This window comes from Neobacillus thermocopriae (genome assembly GCF_010975035.1).
GTDB lineage: Bacteria > Bacillota > Bacilli > Bacillales > Cytobacillaceae > Neobacillus > Neobacillus thermocopriae.
The window spans coordinates 102,271-121,747 of record NZ_JAAIUV010000005.1 but is presented as its reverse complement, the minus strand read 5'-3'; the positions used below and the strand labels follow the sequence as shown (position 1 = coordinate 121,747).

General features: G+C 40.0%; 22 protein-coding genes. 14 read left to right on the top strand and 8 right to left on the bottom strand.

The window, feature by feature from the left end:
• Nucleotides 1–249 precede the first annotated feature (249 nt).
• Nucleotides 250–1,638 carry an amino acid permease gene (locus tag G4Z05_RS05270; protein ID WP_163250789.1) on the top strand — a complete coding sequence of 463 codons (1,389 nt, stop codon included), beginning with the start codon at nucleotides 250–252 and terminating at the stop codon, nucleotides 1,636–1,638.
• Nucleotides 1,639–1,781: 143 nt separating this feature from the next.
• On the opposite strand, the gene bshB2 is transcribed toward G4Z05_RS05270, so the two are convergent.
• The 3 genes from bshB2 to pdxK form a co-directional block, all read right to left on the bottom strand.
• The gene (gene bshB2, locus G4Z05_RS05265; RefSeq protein WP_163250788.1) at nucleotides 1,782–2,453 is read right to left on the bottom strand and encodes a bacillithiol biosynthesis deacetylase BshB2; all 672 of its coding nucleotides are present in this window, start codon (nucleotides 2,451–2,453) and stop codon (nucleotides 1,782–1,784) included.
• Between the two features lie 82 nt (nucleotides 2,454–2,535).
• Nucleotides 2,536–2,883: a YojF family protein gene (locus G4Z05_RS05260; RefSeq protein ID WP_163250787.1), complete on the bottom strand. Its 348-nt coding sequence runs from the start codon at nucleotides 2,881–2,883 to the stop codon at nucleotides 2,536–2,538.
• Between the two features lie 195 nt (nucleotides 2,884–3,078).
• A complete protein-coding gene (pdxK, locus tag G4Z05_RS05255) occupies nucleotides 3,079–3,915 on the bottom strand; it encodes a pyridoxine/pyridoxal/pyridoxamine kinase (protein ID WP_163250786.1) in 837 nt (278 codons plus the stop codon).
• Nucleotides 3,916–4,133: 218 nt separating this feature from the next.
• Here pdxK and mobA point away from each other — a divergent pair, with 218 nt between their 5' ends.
• The 6 genes from mobA to G4Z05_RS05225 all read left to right on the top strand — a co-directional run bounded on the left by mobA (nucleotide 4,134) and on the right by G4Z05_RS05225 (nucleotide 7,846).
• On the top strand, nucleotides 4,134–4,730 hold the full coding sequence (gene mobA / locus G4Z05_RS05250) for a molybdenum cofactor guanylyltransferase (protein ID WP_163250785.1): 597 nt from the start codon (nucleotides 4,134–4,136) through the stop codon (nucleotides 4,728–4,730).
• Between the two features lie 336 nt (nucleotides 4,731–5,066).
• On the top strand, nucleotides 5,067–5,534 hold the full coding sequence (locus G4Z05_RS05245) for a molybdenum cofactor biosynthesis protein MoaE (RefSeq protein ID WP_163250784.1): 468 nt from the start codon (nucleotides 5,067–5,069) through the stop codon (nucleotides 5,532–5,534).
• Complete coding sequence (gene moaD / locus G4Z05_RS05240; RefSeq protein ID WP_163183143.1) at nucleotides 5,527–5,760, top strand: molybdopterin converting factor subunit 1; 234 nt, start codon at nucleotides 5,527–5,529, stop codon at nucleotides 5,758–5,760. Before G4Z05_RS05245 ends, moaD begins: the two co-directional genes overlap by 8 nt.
• Nucleotides 5,761–5,942: 182 nt before the next feature.
• Nucleotides 5,943–6,962, top strand: a complete 1,020-nt coding sequence (locus tag G4Z05_RS05235; protein WP_163250783.1) for a thiazole biosynthesis adenylyltransferase ThiF — start codon at nucleotides 5,943–5,945, stop codon at nucleotides 6,960–6,962.
• 186 nt (nucleotides 6,963–7,148) lie between these two features.
• Nucleotides 7,149–7,457 carry a YwdI family protein gene (locus G4Z05_RS05230; RefSeq protein ID WP_163250782.1) on the top strand — a complete coding sequence of 103 codons (309 nt, stop codon included), beginning with the start codon at nucleotides 7,149–7,151 and terminating at the stop codon, nucleotides 7,455–7,457.
• Between the two features lie 17 nt (nucleotides 7,458–7,474).
• Nucleotides 7,475–7,846, top strand: a complete 372-nt coding sequence (locus tag G4Z05_RS05225) for a DUF423 domain-containing protein (protein ID WP_163250781.1) — start codon at nucleotides 7,475–7,477, stop codon at nucleotides 7,844–7,846.
• A gap of 83 nt (nucleotides 7,847–7,929) precedes the next feature.
• Here G4Z05_RS05225 and gerQ read toward each other — a convergent pair whose 3' ends face one another.
• The gene (gene gerQ / locus G4Z05_RS05220; protein ID WP_163250780.1) at nucleotides 7,930–8,430 is read right to left on the bottom strand and encodes a spore coat protein GerQ; all 501 of its coding nucleotides are present in this window, start codon (nucleotides 8,428–8,430) and stop codon (nucleotides 7,930–7,932) included.
• 474 nt (nucleotides 8,431–8,904) lie between these two features.
• Nucleotides 8,905–9,648, bottom strand: a complete 744-nt coding sequence (gene hemQ, locus G4Z05_RS05215; protein WP_163250779.1) for a hydrogen peroxide-dependent heme synthase — start codon at nucleotides 9,646–9,648, stop codon at nucleotides 8,905–8,907.
• 267 nt (nucleotides 9,649–9,915) lie between these two features.
• Here hemQ and pta point away from each other — a divergent pair, with 267 nt between their 5' ends.
• Both pta and lipL read left to right on the top strand, forming a co-directional pair.
• Nucleotides 9,916–10,887, top strand: coding sequence for a phosphate acetyltransferase (gene pta, locus G4Z05_RS05210; protein WP_163250778.1), 972 nt, complete (start codon nucleotides 9,916–9,918; stop codon nucleotides 10,885–10,887).
• 238 nt (nucleotides 10,888–11,125) lie between these two features.
• Complete coding sequence (lipL, locus tag G4Z05_RS05205) at nucleotides 11,126–11,950, top strand: octanoyl-[GcvH]:protein N-octanoyltransferase (RefSeq protein WP_163250777.1); 825 nt, start codon at nucleotides 11,126–11,128, stop codon at nucleotides 11,948–11,950.
• 130 nt (nucleotides 11,951–12,080) lie between these two features.
• Here the strand turns inward: lipL and G4Z05_RS05200 are convergent, their stop codons facing one another.
• Nucleotides 12,081–12,806, bottom strand: a complete 726-nt coding sequence (locus G4Z05_RS05200) for an RsfA family transcriptional regulator (RefSeq protein WP_163250776.1) — start codon at nucleotides 12,804–12,806, stop codon at nucleotides 12,081–12,083.
• Nucleotides 12,807–13,182: 376 nt separating this feature from the next.
• Between G4Z05_RS05200 and G4Z05_RS05195 the strand changes: the two genes are divergently transcribed.
• The 3 genes from G4Z05_RS05195 to G4Z05_RS05185 all read left to right on the top strand — a co-directional run bounded on the left by G4Z05_RS05195 (nucleotide 13,183) and on the right by G4Z05_RS05185 (nucleotide 15,476).
• Nucleotides 13,183–13,404, top strand: coding sequence for a YuzB family protein (locus G4Z05_RS05195; protein ID WP_163250775.1), 222 nt, complete (start codon nucleotides 13,183–13,185; stop codon nucleotides 13,402–13,404).
• A 226-nt stretch (nucleotides 13,405–13,630) separates the two neighbouring features.
• Nucleotides 13,631–14,926, top strand: a complete 1,296-nt coding sequence (locus G4Z05_RS05190) for an HD domain-containing protein (RefSeq protein WP_163250774.1) — start codon at nucleotides 13,631–13,633, stop codon at nucleotides 14,924–14,926.
• A gap of 34 nt (nucleotides 14,927–14,960) precedes the next feature.
• Nucleotides 14,961–15,476 (top strand): YwgA family protein, encoded by a 516-nt coding sequence (locus G4Z05_RS05185; protein ID WP_163250773.1) that lies wholly within the window; start codon nucleotides 14,961–14,963, stop codon nucleotides 15,474–15,476.
• A gap of 142 nt (nucleotides 15,477–15,618) precedes the next feature.
• Here G4Z05_RS05185 and G4Z05_RS05180 read toward each other — a convergent pair whose 3' ends face one another.
• Nucleotides 15,619–15,813: a 2-hydroxymuconate tautomerase gene (locus tag G4Z05_RS05180; protein WP_038537900.1), complete on the bottom strand. Its 195-nt coding sequence runs from the start codon at nucleotides 15,811–15,813 to the stop codon at nucleotides 15,619–15,621.
• 184 nt (nucleotides 15,814–15,997) lie between these two features.
• On the opposite strand from G4Z05_RS05180, the gene G4Z05_RS05175 reads away from it, so the two are divergent.
• Entirely contained in the window at nucleotides 15,998–16,648 is a 651-nt protein-coding gene (locus tag G4Z05_RS05175; protein ID WP_163250772.1) for a site-2 protease family protein, read from the top strand.
• Nucleotides 16,649–16,665: 17 nt separating this feature from the next.
• Nucleotides 16,666–17,175 carry a YwhD family protein gene (locus tag G4Z05_RS05170; protein ID WP_163250771.1) on the top strand — a complete coding sequence of 170 codons (510 nt, stop codon included), beginning with the start codon at nucleotides 16,666–16,668 and terminating at the stop codon, nucleotides 17,173–17,175.
• Between the two features lie 170 nt (nucleotides 17,176–17,345).
• Here the strand turns inward: G4Z05_RS05170 and G4Z05_RS05165 are convergent, their stop codons facing one another.
• Nucleotides 17,346–19,406 carry a transglycosylase domain-containing protein gene (locus G4Z05_RS05165; protein ID WP_163250770.1) on the bottom strand — a complete coding sequence of 687 codons (2,061 nt, stop codon included), beginning with the start codon at nucleotides 19,404–19,406 and terminating at the stop codon, nucleotides 17,346–17,348.
• Nucleotides 19,407–19,477: the final 71 nt, after the last annotated feature.

Here is a 19,477-nt window from a genome sequence, read left to right as displayed (position 1 = left end):
GTCAGGTAAACTATTGGAACAAGTTGGTACTATTTACAAAAAAATTAGAAAAATCATTTTATCAGAAAAATATTGACGGTATTTTAATATAGTTATAAAATATAAATCGAATCCCTTCTTCTTTAGATGAAGCTTATCAACATTAGTTTTAGCATTTTAAATCATACTATATGGGGAAGGAATTTAATAATTTTTTTAATTATATTTGCAAGCGTTTCCAATTGATGACAATGCAGAGGGGGAAATAAATTGGCAAACAAAGAACTGCAAAGAGGATTAGGTTCACGTCATATTCAAATGATTGCATTAGGCGGAACCATTGGTGTTGGTCTTTTTATGGGTTCTTCTAGCACCATAAGTTGGACGGGACCATCCGTTATGCTCGCATATGCCATTACAGGACTTTTCTTATATATGATTATGCGTGCTATGGGTGAAATGCTTTATTTGGAACCAAGTACAGGATCATTTGCAACATTTGGTTATAAGTATATCCATCCACTCGCAGGATATATGACTGCATGGAGTAACTGGTTCCAGTGGGTAATTGTAGGTATGGCAGAAGTGATCGCGATCGGTGAATATATGCAGTATTGGTATCCAAATCTTCCTGCATGGATTCCAGGACTCATCGCAATGATTATTTTGGGTGCAGCAAACTTTATATCTGTTAAGTCTTTTGGTGAATTTGAATTTTGGTTTGCAATGATTAAAGTTGTCACAATTATATTAATGATTGTAGCTGGTTTTGGTCTGATCTTCTTCGGTATTGGAAATGGAGGAGAAGCAATCGGCTTATCAAACCTTTGGGAACATGGCGGTTTCTTTGCAGGTGGAGTGAAAGGATTCTTATTTGCTCTAGCACTTGTTGTTGGTTCTTATCAAGGTGTGGAGCTAATCGGGATTACAGCTGGGGAAGCGAAAGATCCTCAGAAAACATTAAGAACTGCGATTCAAAGTACAATTTGGCGTATCCTTGTTTTCTATATTGGTGCAATTTTTGTCATTGTTACTGTTTATCCTTGGGATCAATTAAATTCCATTGGAAGCCCGTTCGTAGCAACTTTTGCAAAAATAGGTATTACAGCGGCAGCTGGTATTATTAACTTTGTTGTAATCACGGCTGCGATGTCTGGATGTAACAGTGGTATATATAGTGCTGGGCGCATGCTTTATACACTTGGAGTGAATGGTCAAGCTCCAAAAGCATTTGCAAAAATTACAAAGAGTGGAGTTCCTTTATTTGGTACACTTGGCGTACTAATCGGTCTTGGTGTCGGCGTATTTCTAAGTTATATTGCACCAGAAAAACTGTTTGTTTACGTTTATTCTGCAAGTGTTCTTCCAGGTATGGTTCCTTGGTTTGTAATCTTAATCAGCCATATCAATTTCAGAAAAGTTCATGCTGATAAAATGGCAAGCCATCCATTCAAAATGCCTTTGGCCCCTGTTACTAACTATCTAACAATTGTTTATTTAGTTGCAGTACTAGTTGGTATGTGGGTCAATGATGACACTCGTATCTCATTAATTGCAGGTATGGTATTCCTTGCTATTGTGGTAATTAGCTACTATGCTTTCGGAATAAACAAGCGTATACCAGAAGATCTTCAATTAACAGAGAGAAAAGTAGGCTAATTTCCTGTCATTTGTTTGATAAACAAGCACGAATAACTTTAATGAATTAAAAAGGTGAATTTGAGGGTACTCAAATTCACCTTTTTTGTGTAAAATCTTTATTTCTTTAAAGGATGATCGTATTAATTAATGTTCCTTTTTTGTTACTTTGTAAACTTATAGGTCCAAAACCGTTCGTTGTTGATCCAGGCTAGCACTTGAGGATCTTGGTTTTTAAGTTTTTCGGACATGTCGGCCAACATTTGCTCGGTTTGAGAGCGATGCGCTTTGATAGCAGCTAGTTTGGTCTCGAAAACAGGGCTAATGTCGCGAATGATATCGGCTTCACCTAGTTTTTCGACACAGTCATTGGAAAAGGCGACACAGTGTAATTTCGGCCGTGCGGCGGCTGGTAGCTTTTCGACGGCTCGGACGACCGCTGCACCGGTGGCGTCATGGTCCGGATGAACAGAATAACCGGGATAAAAAGTAATGATTAGGGACGGGTTCAATTCATCAATTAATGACGATATTGTATTTGTCAGCTTCTCTTCATCTTCAAATTCAATCGTTTTATCCCGGTATCCTAACATTCGGAGGTCTTGAATACCTAAAATGCGTGCCGCTTCTTGTAATTCTTGTTTTCTAATTTTGGGGAGATTTTCCCTGTTTGTAAACGGTGGATTCCCCATATTGCGTCCCATCTCTCCTAAGGTTAGACAAGCATACGTAACCGGCGTTCCGCTTTTGATATAGGTGGCAATCGTTCCTGATACTCCAAAAGCTTCATCATCTGGGTGGGGAAAGACAACGAGGACATGGCGTTCTTTTTCCATTGTGAATACTCCTTTCTGCTAAGGCTTTGAAAATGGATTGGCTAGTCTCCATCCATTTTCACAAAAGGGTGTTTCGTATTTTCTATTCAAACGGAGTTGGACTGATTTCTAAAGCTACGGCTAACTTCCCTTTATGGTCGTGGCCGGCAAGAAGCAGGCGGCCTAACTCATCAATTTCAAAGTGAGTAATTCCCTCTGCATAAATCCAACCAATATTCATTTTTAAGCCGACACGGTATGGCCCATTTCCAGTAATTTTCCCTAGTTCATAACGGACTAGGGCATTGCGGATGTAGGCTCCTGCTGAAAAAAAGGATTGATCATAATGGGTTGCATAGGCCCCATTGGTAGTTTCCAGGTGAATATAAACATCTTTATTGGCAAAATGATTAATGAGATCCTGAACGCGTTTTACATCCACGAACTCCATAACCAAATCCTCCTTTCCCTTTATGAAACGGTACTTTATTAATACTTAATGTTGTAATTATCATACTAAAAATAGGAAGAAATTGCGAAATCTCTGCCTATTGAAGTGAATGGAATCACTTAAATGCCTTAAGGCAAAAGGGGCCAATAAAAAAAGAGCCAAACATAATTGTTTGACTCTTATGAGCGACACAGCTTAGCAATCTACGCAATACTCTGTTTTCGATTTGGAGCTGCGGTAAGCGCCGTGCCATGTCGGACCTACATATTCATTTAGTCGGAAGCCCTGTTCAATAGCTGCGGCAATAAACTCCTTCGCCACTTCAACTGCTTCATAGACAGACTTTCCTTTTGCCAGTTCGGCCGTAACCGCTGAAGAATACGTGCAGCCTGCTCCATGAGTATAAGTAGTATTGTATTTAGGTGATTCGTAAATTGTAAATTCTTTTCCATCATAAAGGAGGTCAATGGCTTTATCCTCCACTTGAAGTTTGCTTCCACCTTTAATTAGGACGTATTTTGCCCCTAAAGCATGGATTTTTACAGCAGCATCCTTCATTTCTTCTACAGTTTTTGGTGTTTTTGTCCCTGCAAGCTGTCCTGCTTCAAATAGGTTTGGTGTGACAACTAAGGCACGAGGAAGTAGAAGCTCACGCATGGCATCAGCTGTTTCTGGATTTAACACTTCATCTTCCCCTTTACATACCATAACAGGGTCAACGACAACGCGTTCTATCTTGTTTTCATCTATTGTTTTAGCCGCTAATTCAATAATTTCAACTGTCCCAAGCATCCCTGTCTTCATTGCATCAATTCCAACAGAAAGGATGGTTTCAATTTGTTTTTCAAGTGTTGAAACTTCAATTGGAAAAACACTATGTGACCAATGGTTTTTCGGATCCATGGTTACAATGGTCGTTAAAGCAGTCATGCCGTAAACTCCAAGCTCTTGAAAAGTCTTTAAATCTGCTTGAATTCCTGCACCACCGCTCGTATCTGAACCAGCTATCGTCATTACTTTTTTAATGGTCATTATGTATACCTCCTAATTCGTTCAAGTACATCCCCTTTTTATTATAAATCATTTTATAGAATATAACAGAACTTGATGATTATATGATGAAAAATACAGATTTGCGGCGTTTACAGCGGCTATAATAGAATGAAGGATATAAACCATTTAAAAAAGCCTTTGACCGCACTATTGGTACAAGTATCTTGCGGTCGGTGATAAAGAAAGAGACGAGTGAAATGAATGCAGCAGCTATTATATTATCTGGTGGTAAATCAAGCAGAATGGGTGTGAATAAAGCCTTACTGCGAATAAATGAGCAAACTAATATAGAGAGAATTCGAGATAAGCTTAAGGTTTATTTTCATGAAATCATTTTAGTAACAAATCATCCTGAAGATTATTCATTTGTACAATTAAATACTACTTGTGATTATTTCACTGATAGGGGTCCGATGGCAGGACTGCATGCAGGTTTAATGTATTCCGATTATGATGTAAATCTCGTTGTAGCATGTGACATGCCGTTTCTATCCGGGGAATTGGCTGTGGAAATGGTGAAGCGTTGCCTTCATTATGATGCAGTAATTCCTGTCATTAACGGTAAGCAACATCCATTATTTTCTGTTTTCAAAAAAACGGTGGCACAAGAAGCGGAGAACTGTATCAAGACTGGAAATTTACGGATGAAAGATCTGATTAGAAGATTAAATGTATTGTTTGTAACAGAAAAAGAACTTGAAAGTTTTGGGCTAATAGATTGGGATCGAATCTTTTTTAATATGAACCGTCCGGAAGAATATGAAAAAGCTAAGAAATGGGCTGAAATAGAATAGAGAATGTGGGGAATGGGACAACGTCATTTATTATCTTGAGTTGAAGTGGAAGCGGACAGAAATGAAAAAGTTCCTACAACGTTATTGAAGGAATCGTAAAAGCGAGGAAAGCGGGCATTCATTTGCTTGATCGAAAGGCAAAGCAATATAATATAAATTGTGTGAAGACGGATGTTTATAGATTTATAGTACAGGATCAATTCTAATACGAACTATGTAAAATTTTTCTATTAAAAAGCCAGAGCAGGTTTAATTAATAGCGAAGCTTTTTGGAGTGAATCAGAATATTTTTTAAGCCACTGCCTTTAATGACGGTTGAAATAAGAGGTGAATTAGTTGAAGTTTTTTGAAATTACAAAGGAGCCAATCAACATACAAGAGGTTATTGATAAGGTGGTCCAACGCGAAGCAGGAGCGATTACCACCTTTATTGGTACTGTCCGGGAATTAACACATGGAAAGAGAACACTATTTTTAATATATGAAGCTTATGAATCAATGGCGGTCAAAAAGCTTGAGCAGATTGGTCGTGAAATTGAGGAACGTTGGCAAGGCTCAAAGGTGGCGATTACTCATCGGGTCGGGCGTTTGGATATTACGGATGTAGCAGTCGTCATTGCAGTATCAACGCCTCACCGTGCCGATGCATATGAAGCGAATCGCTATGCTATTGAACGGATTAAGGAAATAGTTCCTATTTGGAAAAAAGAGCATTGGGAAGATGGCGAAGAATGGATAGGAAACCAGCTTGAAACAAAGGCCTATCCAAGCGGCAAGCCCGAGGAGGATGATTTACATGAATAAAGTGCTATTTTTTGCCCATCTACGTGATGCTGTGGGTAAGGAGTTAATCGAGATCAATGCCAGTGGGAAAACTGTCGGCGAGTTAAAGGAAGAGTTGACGGAGAAATATCATCTGCCTCGAATGGAAACGGTAATGACGGCGATTAATGAAGAATTTGCTTCTAATGATGAGGTAATCCAAGACGGAGACGAGATTGCCTTTATTCCGCCAGTCAGTGGGGGCTGATCGTTATAGGAAATTTTAATTATAAAAAAACCTTGTTGAAAAATTGGAAGCAAATACACAAACAGAGGGAAACCGTAGAATCAACTACAAAGTTTGGCTTTTGAGAATGCTCCAGCTCCAGCGCCTAACCCTTTTGGATTGAACAAGGCGCTTTTGCTTTCTGATATGAAAGGAGAAAAAATATGAACGAACGCTACTCCAGACAGATTCTTTTCTCCGGAATCGGCCGTGAAGGACAAGAGAAAATAAGAAATAAGCATGTATTGATCATAGGTGCCGGAGCCTTGGGGTCAGGAAATGCTGAAATCCTCACTCGTGCCGGAGTTGGGAAAATAACCATTATTGACAGGGATTATGTGGAAGAAAGCAACCTCCAGCGCCAACAACTTTATACGGAAGAGGATGTCTCTGAAAAGTTGCCAAAGGCTGCGGCAGCGGAAAAACGGCTACGGGCTATTAATTCGGATGTTGAGATTCGGGCATTGATTGATGACGCTATTCCGGAAGTGCTAGAGGAGCTTATAAGTGACGTTAATGTCATGATTGATGCCACGGATAACTTTGAAACGCGGATGATAATAAACGACATTTCCCAAAAATATAATGTCCCTTGGATTTATGGAGCGTGTGTCGGTAGTTTTGGGATGAGTTTTTCCATTATTCCTGGTAAAACCCCTTGTTTAAATTGCCTTTTACGCACTATTCCTCTGCAGGGAATGACTTGTGATACGGGTGGCATCATTTCCCCAACCGTCCAAATGGTCATCTCTCATCAAACAGCAGAAGCATTGAAAATACTTGTGGAGGATTGGGAGGCTGTCCGGACTTCATTTGTCAGCTTTGATTTATGGAGGAATCAGTACACTAGCTTAAAAATGGGAAAGGCGAAATTTGCTGGCTGTTTGTCATGTGGTGAGGATCGAACATACCCGTACTTAGACCGTGAAAATATGACAAAATCGACCGTCTTATGTGGGAGGGATACTGTTCAAATCCGACCGTCTAACCAGGGGAAGATTTCATTGGAAAGACTTGCTACCCAACTCCTTTCACTTGGATATAAAGTAAAGGGCAATCCTTATTTATTATCCGTGGAAATGGGTAGTGAGCGGATGGTCATTTTCCAAGACGGGCGTGCCCTTATTCATGGAACGAAAGACTTGATTCATGCCAAAACGATTTATCAACGTATTTTAGGATAATATTGTGCCACCCAGTGTCTAAAAAGGTGTAGATTTTAAGGTGCATAATTTGACTGATTTTCATCATAAACGACATTTTTCGATATGTTTCATGTGGAACATTGATAAAAAGTCGAGGATTGTTTTTTGAAAAAAACAAGATACATGAAGATTAAAAGCGGAAGCAAAAGAGCGAGGTTTTGAATCGTGAATATATCTGTTCAAAAACTATTAATGAAAATGGAAGAAGAATTGCAGCAGGCGAGAACTAGTCAAAAGACGGAAAGTTTGCGGGAAAGGATTCACTCTATTAAAATATTATGCGAATTAATTTTAGATGAAAAGCAAGTAGGAAACGAATTTTTAGAAACGGTTTCTCAACCCGTTCGGCAGCAGTCAATAGAACAGGCAGCAATCTCCCAACCTATTTTTCAACAACAACAGCCATCCATTTCACAGCCAAAAAAATTGGATATGGATGACGGTGCGAACGGTGATTCGCTGTTTGATTTTTAAAAGGAGAGAAGGAAAGAATGAAAACTTTTATCATCATAGGTGCGGTTAATGCCTTTTTAGCTGTTGCTCTTGGCGCCTTTGGAGCACATGGATTAAAGGATAAGCTTGAACCTTATTATTTAGACATTTGGAAAACAGGAGTGCAATACCAAATGTTTCATGCCGCTGGATTATTGGTCATTGCCCTACTCCTTGGAAAGGCAGCGACAAGCTCTTTGTTTACGTGGTCTGGATGGCTCATGCTAATTGGAATTATTTTTTTCAGTGGCAGCTTGTACTTGTTAAGCATAACGAAAATTGGTCCGCTAGGTGCCATCACACCCATCGGAGGAGTTTGCTTTTTGGCGGCCTGGGTGATGATGATGATAGGGGCAGTGAAAAATCTATAAAAGCATTGAGAGTTGATATGCTCCCCAAAGGTATTTTTTATCTTAAAGGGAGTTTATCAAAACACTCTCAATGCTTTTTTCTATTATCTTGGAGGGAACGTACTTAATGATGCTCCCGTCCCAAATGGATATTCGTATTCAATTTCTTCCGAGAAAGTAATGTAGTCAACGGCAATCATTGGAATTAAGTAACGTGTGCCGGATTGCGGATCACTCAAGATAACGTGGTCTCTTCCTGCTGCTTCAATAATTCCTTTGAATTCTTTGGCATTCCATTGATTATTGCCCTCGAAAGTGGCAAAGACAGTGACTAACTTGCCTTTGTTTAACCGTAAAATGTTTTCAATGTAGGATTGCTCGAGTGGGAGCATGCCCGGAACTTGGCTGCCTGGCTGAGTACCGGTTCCTGCCCCCGCTGGCGGAAATTGCGGGAACCCTGGCTGAACAGGAACTCCACCAGATTGGGTGCCCGGCATTCCTCCGTTAAATCCCTGCCCTCCAGGAGTAGTGCCCCCTGCCATTCCACCAGTACCGGTCATTCCAGAATATGGTTGAAAACCTTGAGGATTGTAAAATTGGTTCATTTTATTCCCTCCTAAAAATAAATCATGGCCTAACAGTCTATATTTACTCAAGAAACCCAACTGGGTTCATATACTCACTGTTTAATTAATATGAGGGAAAGTCCGAATATATGACTTTAAGAAAGAAAAGCGTAAGCACCCTGGTCAGCGGCATAAAGCCTGGAAGTCTCCAACTGAGATAAAGGAAACACGAAGATCCCAAAACAAATCGATGTTGACTTATCGTAGGGCGGAGACTGAAGGATTCTAGCCGCTAGGGTGCTGAAGCTAGACAATTCTCTAAGTCTTAAATACCAATTCTTATCTTAATAGAAAAGCGTAAGCACTCTGGTCAGCAGCGTTGTCCTCCTTATTTCATAAAAAAAAAGCCCCCAGCTTTGTGTTGATCACCCATTCTTAAAACAGTGCTATCCATTTAGGAAATTTTACTTTAAAGAATGCAGATCAATGTGATCACTGGGAGCTTTTATTTATTTATACATGAAGGAATGTTGAAATGTTTTCTTCCTCTAAAATATTGCCGACAAAGAAGGAGCCGAACTCGCCGTAGCGGGCACTTACTTCGTCAAAGCGCATTTCATAAACAAGCTTTTTAAACTGAAGAACATCATCTGAGAACAGGGTTACACCCCACTCGTAATCATCAAATCCGACAGATCCAGTAATAATTTGTTTCACTTTACCAGCATATTTGCGGCCAATCATACCGTGAGAGCGCATTAAGTTTCGGCGTTCTTCCATCGGTAGCATGTACCAGTTATCATTACCTTGGCGGCGTTTATCCATTGGATAGAAGCAAACATGTTTGGCTTTCGGAAGAATTGGATAAAGGCGTGCCAAAATTTGCGGATTTTGGTAAGGGTCTTCCCCAGCAGGCAAGTAATTACTTAACTCTACCACTGATACATAGGAATGGGCTGGAATGAGAAATTCAGCAAATTTTGTTTTGTTGAATTCGGTTTCAATTTCGTTTAATTCTTCCATTGTTGGACGAAGAATCATCATCATAAAGTCTGCTTTTTGCCCAACAATTGTATATAATGCATGGCTGCCTTCTTTTTTATCTTGAGTGGTATTCCATTTTTCAATTAAACTTAAGAATTCGTGAATGGCCGTTTGGCGCTCATCACTTGAAAGCATCTTCCATGTTGTCCAATCAACGGTACGGAAATCATGTAAGCAATACCAGCCATCAAGTGTTTGTGCTGCTTCGCTCATTAATAATCACTCCTAAAAAATCATAGTTCAATAACTATATTTACTATATCATAGTTTCCCCAATCAATGTCCAAAAAAACCTTTACGGGGAAAAACCGTTATCAGGTAGAGAATATTTTTATAAAAAATAGCAAATAGTAAATAGGTAAATATAATTTTTTGAAAAAAAGAACTTTTTTATGAAAGCGCTATCAGTGATGAGCTTATCTTGAATTTTCAGGGTGGTAAAGTATGCTAGTAATGAATAGTTAATGGGAGGTTTGGGCTTTGAGTGATTTATTTGAAGGATTAAAGAAAAAAGTATCCGGTCGCGGATTGAGAATTGTATTCCCAGAAGCTTTGGATGAACGGATTTTAAAAGCTGCCAGCCGTTTGGCAGAGGAAAATTTAGTAACTCCGCTTTTAATTGGGGCTGCTGATCAAGTTCAGGCAAAGGCACAGGAGCTTGGGGTTTCTCTGGAAGGTGCACAAATTTTTGACCCTGCAAGCTATGAAGGAATGGACGAGCTTGTGGCAGCTTTTGTTGAGCGTCGGAAAGGAAAAGCAACTGAAGAGCAGGCACGAAAGATTTTATTGGATGTCAACTATTTTGGTACCATGCTAGTGTATGTAAATAAAGCAGACGGTTTGGTAAGTGGTGCAACTCACTCTACAGCAGATACGGTTCGCCCTGCACTGCAAATTATTAAGACGAAGGAAGGCGTAAAGAAGACCTCTGGTGTGTTCATAATGGTTCGCGGCGACGAAAAGTATGTGTTTGCTGATTGTGCGATCAATATTGCGCCGGACAGTATGGATTTAGCAGAAATTGCGATTGAAAGTGCGAAAACAGCAGAGATGTTTGATATCGAGCCACGCGTGGCTATGCTTTCATTCTCAACAAAGGGTTCTGCGAAGTCAGAAGAAACAGAACGGGTTGTGGCTGCTGTGGAAGAAGCGAAGCGTCGTGAGCCTTCTTTAGTATTGGATGGTGAGTTCCAATTTGATGCTGCGTTTGTTCCTTCAGTGGCAAAAAGCAAAGCGCCAGGTTCACCGATTCAGGGGGATGCGAATGTCTTTATTTTCCCAAGCCTTGAAGCAGGTAACATTGGCTACAAAATTGCTCAGCGTTTAGGTGGTTTCGAGGCAGTCGGCCCGATTTTACAAGGCTTGAACCGTCCGGTAAACGACCTTTCTCGCGGATGTAATGAAGAAGATGTTTACAAGCTTGCATTAATTACAGCAGCGCAGGCATTATAGGATATCATAAAGGGTTGGTCTGATTATTAGGCCAGCTCTTTTTTTATGATCTGTAAATAAATTTTCCTTTTTAGAATGCACGATTAAGGAACTATCCTGCTATTGCTCCCCACCCTACGTTGAGTTTACATCATTTGTTTTGGTGGCCATACGCCGTTGAGCGGGTCGCTTACGCTCCTTCTTTTTTGACAGTTATTTTGATAAAATATCCTCATCAAACATTCAAGGAGTTACGAACATGGAAGTTTTATTGAACCAGCCTGAATGGCGAATCATTGACCAGTCAGCGCTAGGGTCGCATTTTCATGCGTTGCAATCTTTTGCCACTGATGATACACTGTGTGCCTCTATCGGAGCAGGTAAGGCGCCGGCGACGGCACGTACCTGGGTACATCACAATACGATTGTTTTGGGAATCCAAGATACGAAACTGCCATTTTTACAGGAAGGCGTTCAATTTTTAAACGAGAAGGGTTATCAGTCTATTGTAAGGAACTCTGGAGGCCTTGCGGTCGTTCTGGATGAAGGAGTCCTTAATTTATCATTAATTTTTCCAGAGGTAGAAAAAGGAATAGATATTAATCGTGGATATGATGCGATGTGGACTTTAATTCGTCGTATGTTTGCTGATTTTCCTCACGAGATTGAGGCGAGAGAAATTGTTGGTTCTTATTGTCCTGGAAGTTACGACCTAAGCATAGGTGGGAAAAAGTTTGCTGGTATTTCTCAACGCCGTTTAAAAAAAGGAGTAGCGGTACAAATTTATTTATGTGTGAATGGCAGCGGATCAAAGCGTGCTGAACTGATTCGAGAATTTTATCGGATTGCTAAAAAGGACGTAACGACGAAATTTGTTTATCCATCTATTGTTCCTGAGGTAATGGCGTCTTTATCAGAGTTATTAGAAACTGATTTTACTATAGGAGATATAATGCTAAGGTTGTTACAGGAATTGAAGCGAAATAGTGGGAGAATATATGGCGGTTCGTTAAATGAATTTGAAATGGATCTTTTGCCGGGGTATTATCAAAGAATTGTAGAGCGGAATGGAAAATTTTTGTGAGTTAAGAGCAAAAAAGCCGTAATCCTCTATGGTAGGTTTACGGCTTTTTCATATTTTACTTCAATAAATATCTAGTTGAGCGCCTAAGTGGTCCGTCAACATAGAATCGCCTTTATAATTATCTTATACTTTATTCCGCTACTTTTTCTAAGTTTCCGTTACGATCCATTTTGAATTTCGTAGCAGGTCTTTCTTCTTCTTCAAATAATACAAGCTTGCGTGCTCGGTTCATGATCTTCATTAAGGTCTCGTAATCTTCTTGCATTGTTTCCTTATTTTCCTCGAGTTCCTTAATCTTCATGCTCATTTCTTCGTTTTGTTTTCTCAAATCAGCAATTTCTTTTTTCAATCTTTCATTCTCACTTTTTAAAGCGATATTTTGCAGATTGGAATGTTTAAAGTTTTCCAAAAAGGCAATCACGGTATCGATCGTCATTTCAGTTGGTGCCTGTGTTGCTGTTGGTTGAATAAAGGTTTCCGTGGCTAATTCTACGGTCATATCTGACTTATTGGCAGTTGTATCAACTGACAAATCTGCTGTTAGTGGAATATCTTGCAAATCCTCTACCTTAGGAACTGGCGGATTGTATAGTAATTTTTTCTTGCCACCTTGGTCTTTTCCTAGAATTCTCTGTCTTTGTTTGCGTTGTTTTTTAGCTAATTGTAAGGCTTTTTCATAGCGGTGACGGACAACAGCATTCCATCGGAAGCCACAGGCTGCGGAGGTTCGGTTTAGCTTGTCCCCTACTTCTTCAAAGGCGTTCAGCTGTGTGCTACCTTCACGTACATGTCGAAGAACCGTTTCGGCCAACAGAAGATCATTCTCTTCAGTCCATGCATCTTGACGAACTTTCATCTCTTTCAACTCCCTACTGGATTTATTTAACCGTCAGTAAAAATCCGACGAATGTATATAAGTTCTAGTCTTATGATGGACAAGTTTTCTATGGTTTATACCAAAATGGTTAAAAGGATAATAGATTTTTTTGCTAATAGCTAACTATAAATGAATGAGGTAAATAATTTAAAGTATGGTAAATAGTGGAAGAATCTTAATTTGAATACATGTTTGCAGCTTGCATTGTGGTCGGAGAACATGTACAATACGGTAGGAGTTAAGGCTGGATGTTTTTCATTTTTTGCCGATCAGATATGATGATTGTTTGGTGAAAATTATATATATACGTTGGTTAGACTATGAATTATAGAGATGTTAGAAAGGGATGTAGAAAATGGCTAATGAATTTCGCGTATGCGATGATTGTCAGGCCGTAAACTTAAAAACGTTAATTCCCCGTTTAAAGGAAATTGATCCAAATGCCGAAATCAAAATAGGCTGCCAGTCTTATTGTGGACCTGGACGAAAGAAAACCTTTGCTTTCGTAAACAATCGACCGCTTGCGGCCCTAACTGAAGACGAATTAATAGAGAAAATTAATAAAAAGCTAAAATAATCACCTTTGAACGAAGTGACAAGGTGATTTTTTATTTGAAAGTAATGAGAGGAATCCTTTTTTTGGAAATAGTGTTAGAAATTTAATATAAAATAAGGGTAGCTGTGTCCATGTACGGTGTTTCATACATTACCGAAGAAAATTGTTGAAATTTGGATGATTTACCTTTGATATGGGGATATAATAGAATCAAGTATTATGTGGAAGTTGAGGAAGAGGGAACTTTATGGTGTATTCGGCGGAGAAGTTAAGTGAGGAGAAAGTGTTCAAGGATCCAGTGCATCGGTATGTCCATGTACGTGATCGGGTGATTTGGGATTTAATTGGGACGAAGGAGTTTCAGCGCCTTCGGAGGATTAAGCAGCTAGGTACGACCTTTTTGACGTTCCATGGGGCTGAGCATAGCCGATTTAATCATTCCCTTGGTGTATATGAAATTGTCCGTAGAATGATTGATGATGTGTTTGCCGGTAGGCCAGCATGGAATGATGAAGACCGCCTACTTACTTTATGTGCAGCTCTACTCCATGATCTTGGACACGGGCCATTTTCTCACGCCTTTGAAAAAGTGTTTGATTTTGACCATGAAGAATTCACTCGAGCCATTATTTTAGGAGATACCGAAGTCAATCAAGTCCTCACTAGAGTAAGCCCTGACTTTCCTCAGAAAGTGGCAGAAGTCATTGGAAAAACCTCTGAGAAAAAGCTGATAGTCAGTATGATTTCCAGTCAAATTGACGCTGACCGTATGGATTACCTGCAGCGTGATGCTTATTTTACAGGGGTGAGCTATGGCCAATTTGATATGGAACGAATTTTGCGTGTGATGCGCCCACGAGAAGATCAAGTCGTCATAAAAAAAAGTGGCATGCATGCAGTCGAAGACTATATCATGAGTCGTTACCAAATGTACTGGCAAGTTTATTTTCACCCTGTATCCCGAAGTGCGGAGGTTATTTTAACGAAAATCCTCCACCGTGCAAAAGAATTGTTTAAGAAAAACTACACGTTTAAATATGAGCCCATTCACTTTATATCCATTTTCCATGAAATTGTTACATTAGAAGACTACTTAAAATTAGATGAAGCCGTGATTATGTATTATTTTCAAATCTGGCAGGAAGAGGAAGATCCTATCTTAAGTGATCTGTGCCGCCGTTTTGTTAATCGTAATCTATTTAAATATGCAGAGTTTGATCCAGCTAAGGAATACAAAAAGCTGGCAGAATTAACGACACTTTTTGTAAAAGCAGGCATTGATCCAGACTATTATTTGGTCGTCGATTCCTCTTCGGATTTACCATATGATTTCTATCGTCCAGGAGAAGAAGAAGAGCGACTACCGATTCATTTGTTAATGAAAAATGGAGAATTGAGGGAGCTTTCACGGGAATCTGAAATTGTTGATTCGATTTCCGGAAAACGAAGAACGGACCATAAACTCTATTATCCTGCTGATTTTCTCGAAGATGAATCAAATCATTCAGCGGTTAAAAAACAAATACGTGCCCTTTTGGATTAGAGATTGTTTAAATGGAGTAGGAGATGAGCGAACATTGCTGAAAGATCATGCCAAGCTAATGCAGGCAATTATGGTTTCCGGTGAAATTATCGGGAGAAAAAAGCTTCAAAAGATGATATATATTGCAAAAAAAATGGACTTCCCTTTCCAAGAACGTTTTCAATTTCATTTTTACGGCCCTTATTCAGAAGAATTGACAACAAGAGTGGAAGAGCTTTGCAATATGGGGTTTCTTAATGAAGTGAAGGAGAAAAAAGGCGGGTATTACCAATACCGTTACACGCTAACCGAATCGGGCAAAGAGTTTTTGAGTTTAAATGAGGTGGACATGCCGTTTTTAAAGGAATGTTTTAACGATATGAACGACCAGAATGCTAGATTTCTTGAACTTGTATCGACCGTTTTATATTTTGATAATCTACCAAAAGATGAGGTTGCTTCCAAGGTGTTTACACTTAAAAGTAGCCAGCGCTATACCGAAACCGAGATTGATGAAGCTTATGCATACATTGAAATGTTGAAAGGAAAAACAGGACAACCAGTGGCATAATTGAAAAATACCCGGACACCTTATTTTAGGAAGTCCGGGCGTTGTTGTATTCAGTTCGGAAATAAAGAATAAAATAGCACAAACACCCTAGCGGCAAAAAAGCCTTGCTCTCTGCTCTACGATCATAGAGGTGATGGCTATATCATCCTGGTGATTTGTCACTTAATCGCACGCCACCTACAGCGTAATGGTTTTTAGTCATTTCTTCAATGAAAACAACAATGTTTTCTTTTGGGGCGCCGGTCGTTTCACTGACAGCGTCGGTTACTTTTTTAACGAGTTCTCTCTTCTGTTCCTCTGTGCGTCCCTCAAGCATTTTTACGGTTACATATGGCATAAAATCGTCCTCCTACCATTTTATCAGGCTTGCCTGTCCTTTACGGTTAATAGTGTTCCACAATTTGCAAAAATCTGCAAGAAACCGAAGCACGTAAGATTTTCTATTTCAAACCAGTTTCAGTTATACTAAATGGTAAAATAGAGAGAAGACGCGATTCGCGAATAAAGGAGGAGAAACGCCTTTGGACCGATTTTTGGCCTACCCATTAGAACTGATTCCCTATGTCGCAATTACACTTGTGTTTGCCTTTACACTTCACGAATTCGCCCATGCCTATGTTGCATATAAATTTGGTGACCATACGGCGGCAAAACAAGGCAGATTGACATTAAATCCGATTCAGCATCTTGACCCGATTGGAACGATTTTTATTTTTATAGCCGGGTTTGGCTGGGCCCGTCCAGTGCCGGTAAACCGGTTTTTCTTTAAAAAGCCACGGCTAGCCGGTATTCTTGTTTCTGCAGCCGGACCGCTGAGTAACCTGTTATTGGCAAGTATAGGTTTTATCATTGCTGCATCCATTTATCGGTTCGGTATCCCAGCATCAGAAAATTTCTTCACCTTTTTGGAGATATTTATCAGTCTGAATGTGGTGTTGTTTATCTTTAATCTTCTTCCATTTCCACCACTTGATGGGTATCGAATTGTTGAGGACCTTGCGCCCAATGAGATAAGAGCAAAAATGACACAATATGAACAGTATGGAATTCTCATTTTTTTAATTTTAGTAATCACACCACTGGATCAGTACACAATTCATCCAATCTTTAATATAGTGGTTCCTTGGGTTTTAGGAGGATTAAGCAACTTTTTTTATGGTTTGTTTTTATAAGGAGGTTTCAAACATCTATGGAAGAAAAAAAGAAAAAGATGAGTTTTAATATTATCAAAAATGATCCCTTGGACGGACACAAGGGCTTTGGTAAAGGAGTTTTGAGCCTGGATAATGTGTCACCGGTTATTATTGATATCGAGGCAGGGGAAGCGGAAATTGACATTGGTGCGATGCATGCTCGTAGTGCTGTTGAAAAGGGTATTAAATTTTTGCCGAATCAGGATGAGGTTCCAAATGGGAAGCCATATTGGCTCGTTTGGGTGACGATTGACCGCAACGAGGAAGGACCTTATTATGCCGGAGTAGCAGCTTGTTACATGACTGTCGATCGTGAAATCCGCCGAGGCTATAAGTCGCTGCCTGAGCATGTGAACCGTATGGATAAGTCGCTGAAGCGCCATATTATCGTGGATCATATGGATGAAAAATCGAAGCGGGTGCTTGGAGAATTCCTTCGTAACCACAATGAAGAATTATGGAATAACTCCTCTGATGAACTGAAAAAAAGCTTGCTTGATGTCTAATTCATTTTTTTGCAAAAATAAAAAGTTTGAATCTCTTGTAGTTTTCTTAAAAAATGGGTAGTATAAAATCAGTGTGAGCACACTGTAAGACTAGGACAGAAAAAAGCTCCGGGGCAACCCGGAGCTTTTTTCGTAAGATAAGAAAGGAAATCGTCGACTTCGAGAACTGTTTAGCTCCATGGCATAATTCGTTTATACCATGGGATTTTCTTTTCTTTTCCTTCATTCTTTTTATCCTTATGACCAATATGTTCGGTACAGTATTCGGTCGGTTCGGTTCCTTCGATGTAATAAGTTAAGCGACGAATTGGACAATCTTTTGTCGCTAGTTTGCCGTTGGCCGGATTGACATAAAGGCCGACCACGCCTTCTTTAGGAGGTTTAAAGGCTCGTACGGATTTGCCGTCAAGGGCTGCCTCCATGAACTTAGCCCAAATTTTTTTTGCGTATGACTTTTCCTCCGGTATCTCAATCGGCTTACTGGCATCGTACCCCACCCAAACAGCGGTAACGAGCTGTGGGGCAAAACCGATCATCCAGCTGTCCGTTTCTGTGGAACCCGATTTACCAGCATAGGGGCGGGTTAAGTCTTTGAGGATGGTGCTTCCTGTCACCTTGGTATAACCGTTTAGCTTCGGGTCGAACACACCGGTCATCATATGCGTCATGACAAATGCTTTCGCTTCATCCAATACTTTTTCTTTTGTTTCTTCTTTTTCAAAGATAATATTGCCGTTTGAATCTTCGACTCTTGTAATTAATGTTGGATGAACCTTGTTGCCACCATTAGCAAACATACTGTAGGCGTTTGCCATTTCAATAACCCGAACTCCAGAAGTACCCAGAGCTAGTGATGGGACATCCTTCATTTTCGTGGACAGGCCAAATTTTTTTGCTGTTTCAATCAATGTCCCTTCTCCCAGAAAAAGATGAGTTTTCACGGCAAAAATATTATCAGAAACCGCGAGTGCCTGGGCGAGAGTAATTTCGTCGTTAGCATACTTGTTATTAAAATTATGTGGCGTGTAATCAGCCTGGCCGTTATCAAAATGAAACGTTGTATATTCACTTCTCATCGTTGAGGAAGGTGTGAATCCGTGTTCTAGGGCAGCATAATAAAGAATCGGTTTAATCGTAGAGCCTGGCTGGCGGATGGCTTGAACAGCACGGTTAAATGGACTTTTCTCATAATCTCTACCACCAACCATCGCTTTGACATGACCGTTTTTCGGATTCATGGCAATTAAGCCGACTTGAATTTCTGATGACTCATTCACCACTTGAGCAATTTGCTCCTCGGCCTTTTTTTGCTGCTTCAGATCGAGTGTTGTGTAGACTTTTAAGCCACCTAGCGCAATGGTTCGATCATCTAAATTCAGTTGATTTTTAAGGGCGTTTTTTACTGCATCCTGAAAATAGGGTGCAATTTTCACTTTTGGTGTCGTATGTTTACCTACAATTGTAAGCGGCTGTGCTGCAGCAGTCTCGGCCTGATTTTTGGAAATAAAACCATCATTGACCATGCTCTGTAAAATGATTTTCTGACGGGTTTTGGCGTTTTCCATGGAGCTTGTTGGTGCATAAATGTTGGGCCCCTTTGGAATACCGGCAAGTAGACTTGCTTCTGCCAGATTTAATTCCGAGGCTTTTTTTCCAAAATAATATTGGCTCGCCGCTTCTATACCATAGGCGCCGTTGCCGTAATAGATTGTATTTAAGTAGCCTTCTAGAATTTCTTTTTTTGAATAATTCATTTCGAGACGAATGGTATAAAAAGCCTCGCTGAGTTTGCGTGTCCATGTTTTCTCGTGTTTAAGAAATAGATTTCGCGCATATTGTTGCGTGATGGTGCTGGCCCCTTGTACCTTGGCAAATGCTTGAATATCAGCGAGGACTGCCCCTCCGATACGTTTGTAATCAAAACCGTGATGCTCGTAAAAGTTTTTATCTTCAATGGAAATCGTCGCATTTACAAGGTCCTTTGAGATATTATCTAATTTCACCCAGTACCGCTTTTGACCATTGTGGCTTTCCCCAATTAGGGTACCGTCATCGGCGAAGATCAAGGTCGACTGCGGAACCGCTAGTGTTGGTGGTCCAAGTATTTTAGCATAAGTAAGGATACCGACGAAGAAAAGGAGTGCTCCAATCATTCCTATTAAACTAATGAACAACAGCGCACGTAAGATTTTTATTGTTTTTCGAAACCCATGGTCAGTCATGATTTCCACATTGGTTCCCCCCACCATAAAAGCGCCCGGTCACCATTTGATCGTGCGCTTTTTCTTGTTAGAAAAAATTG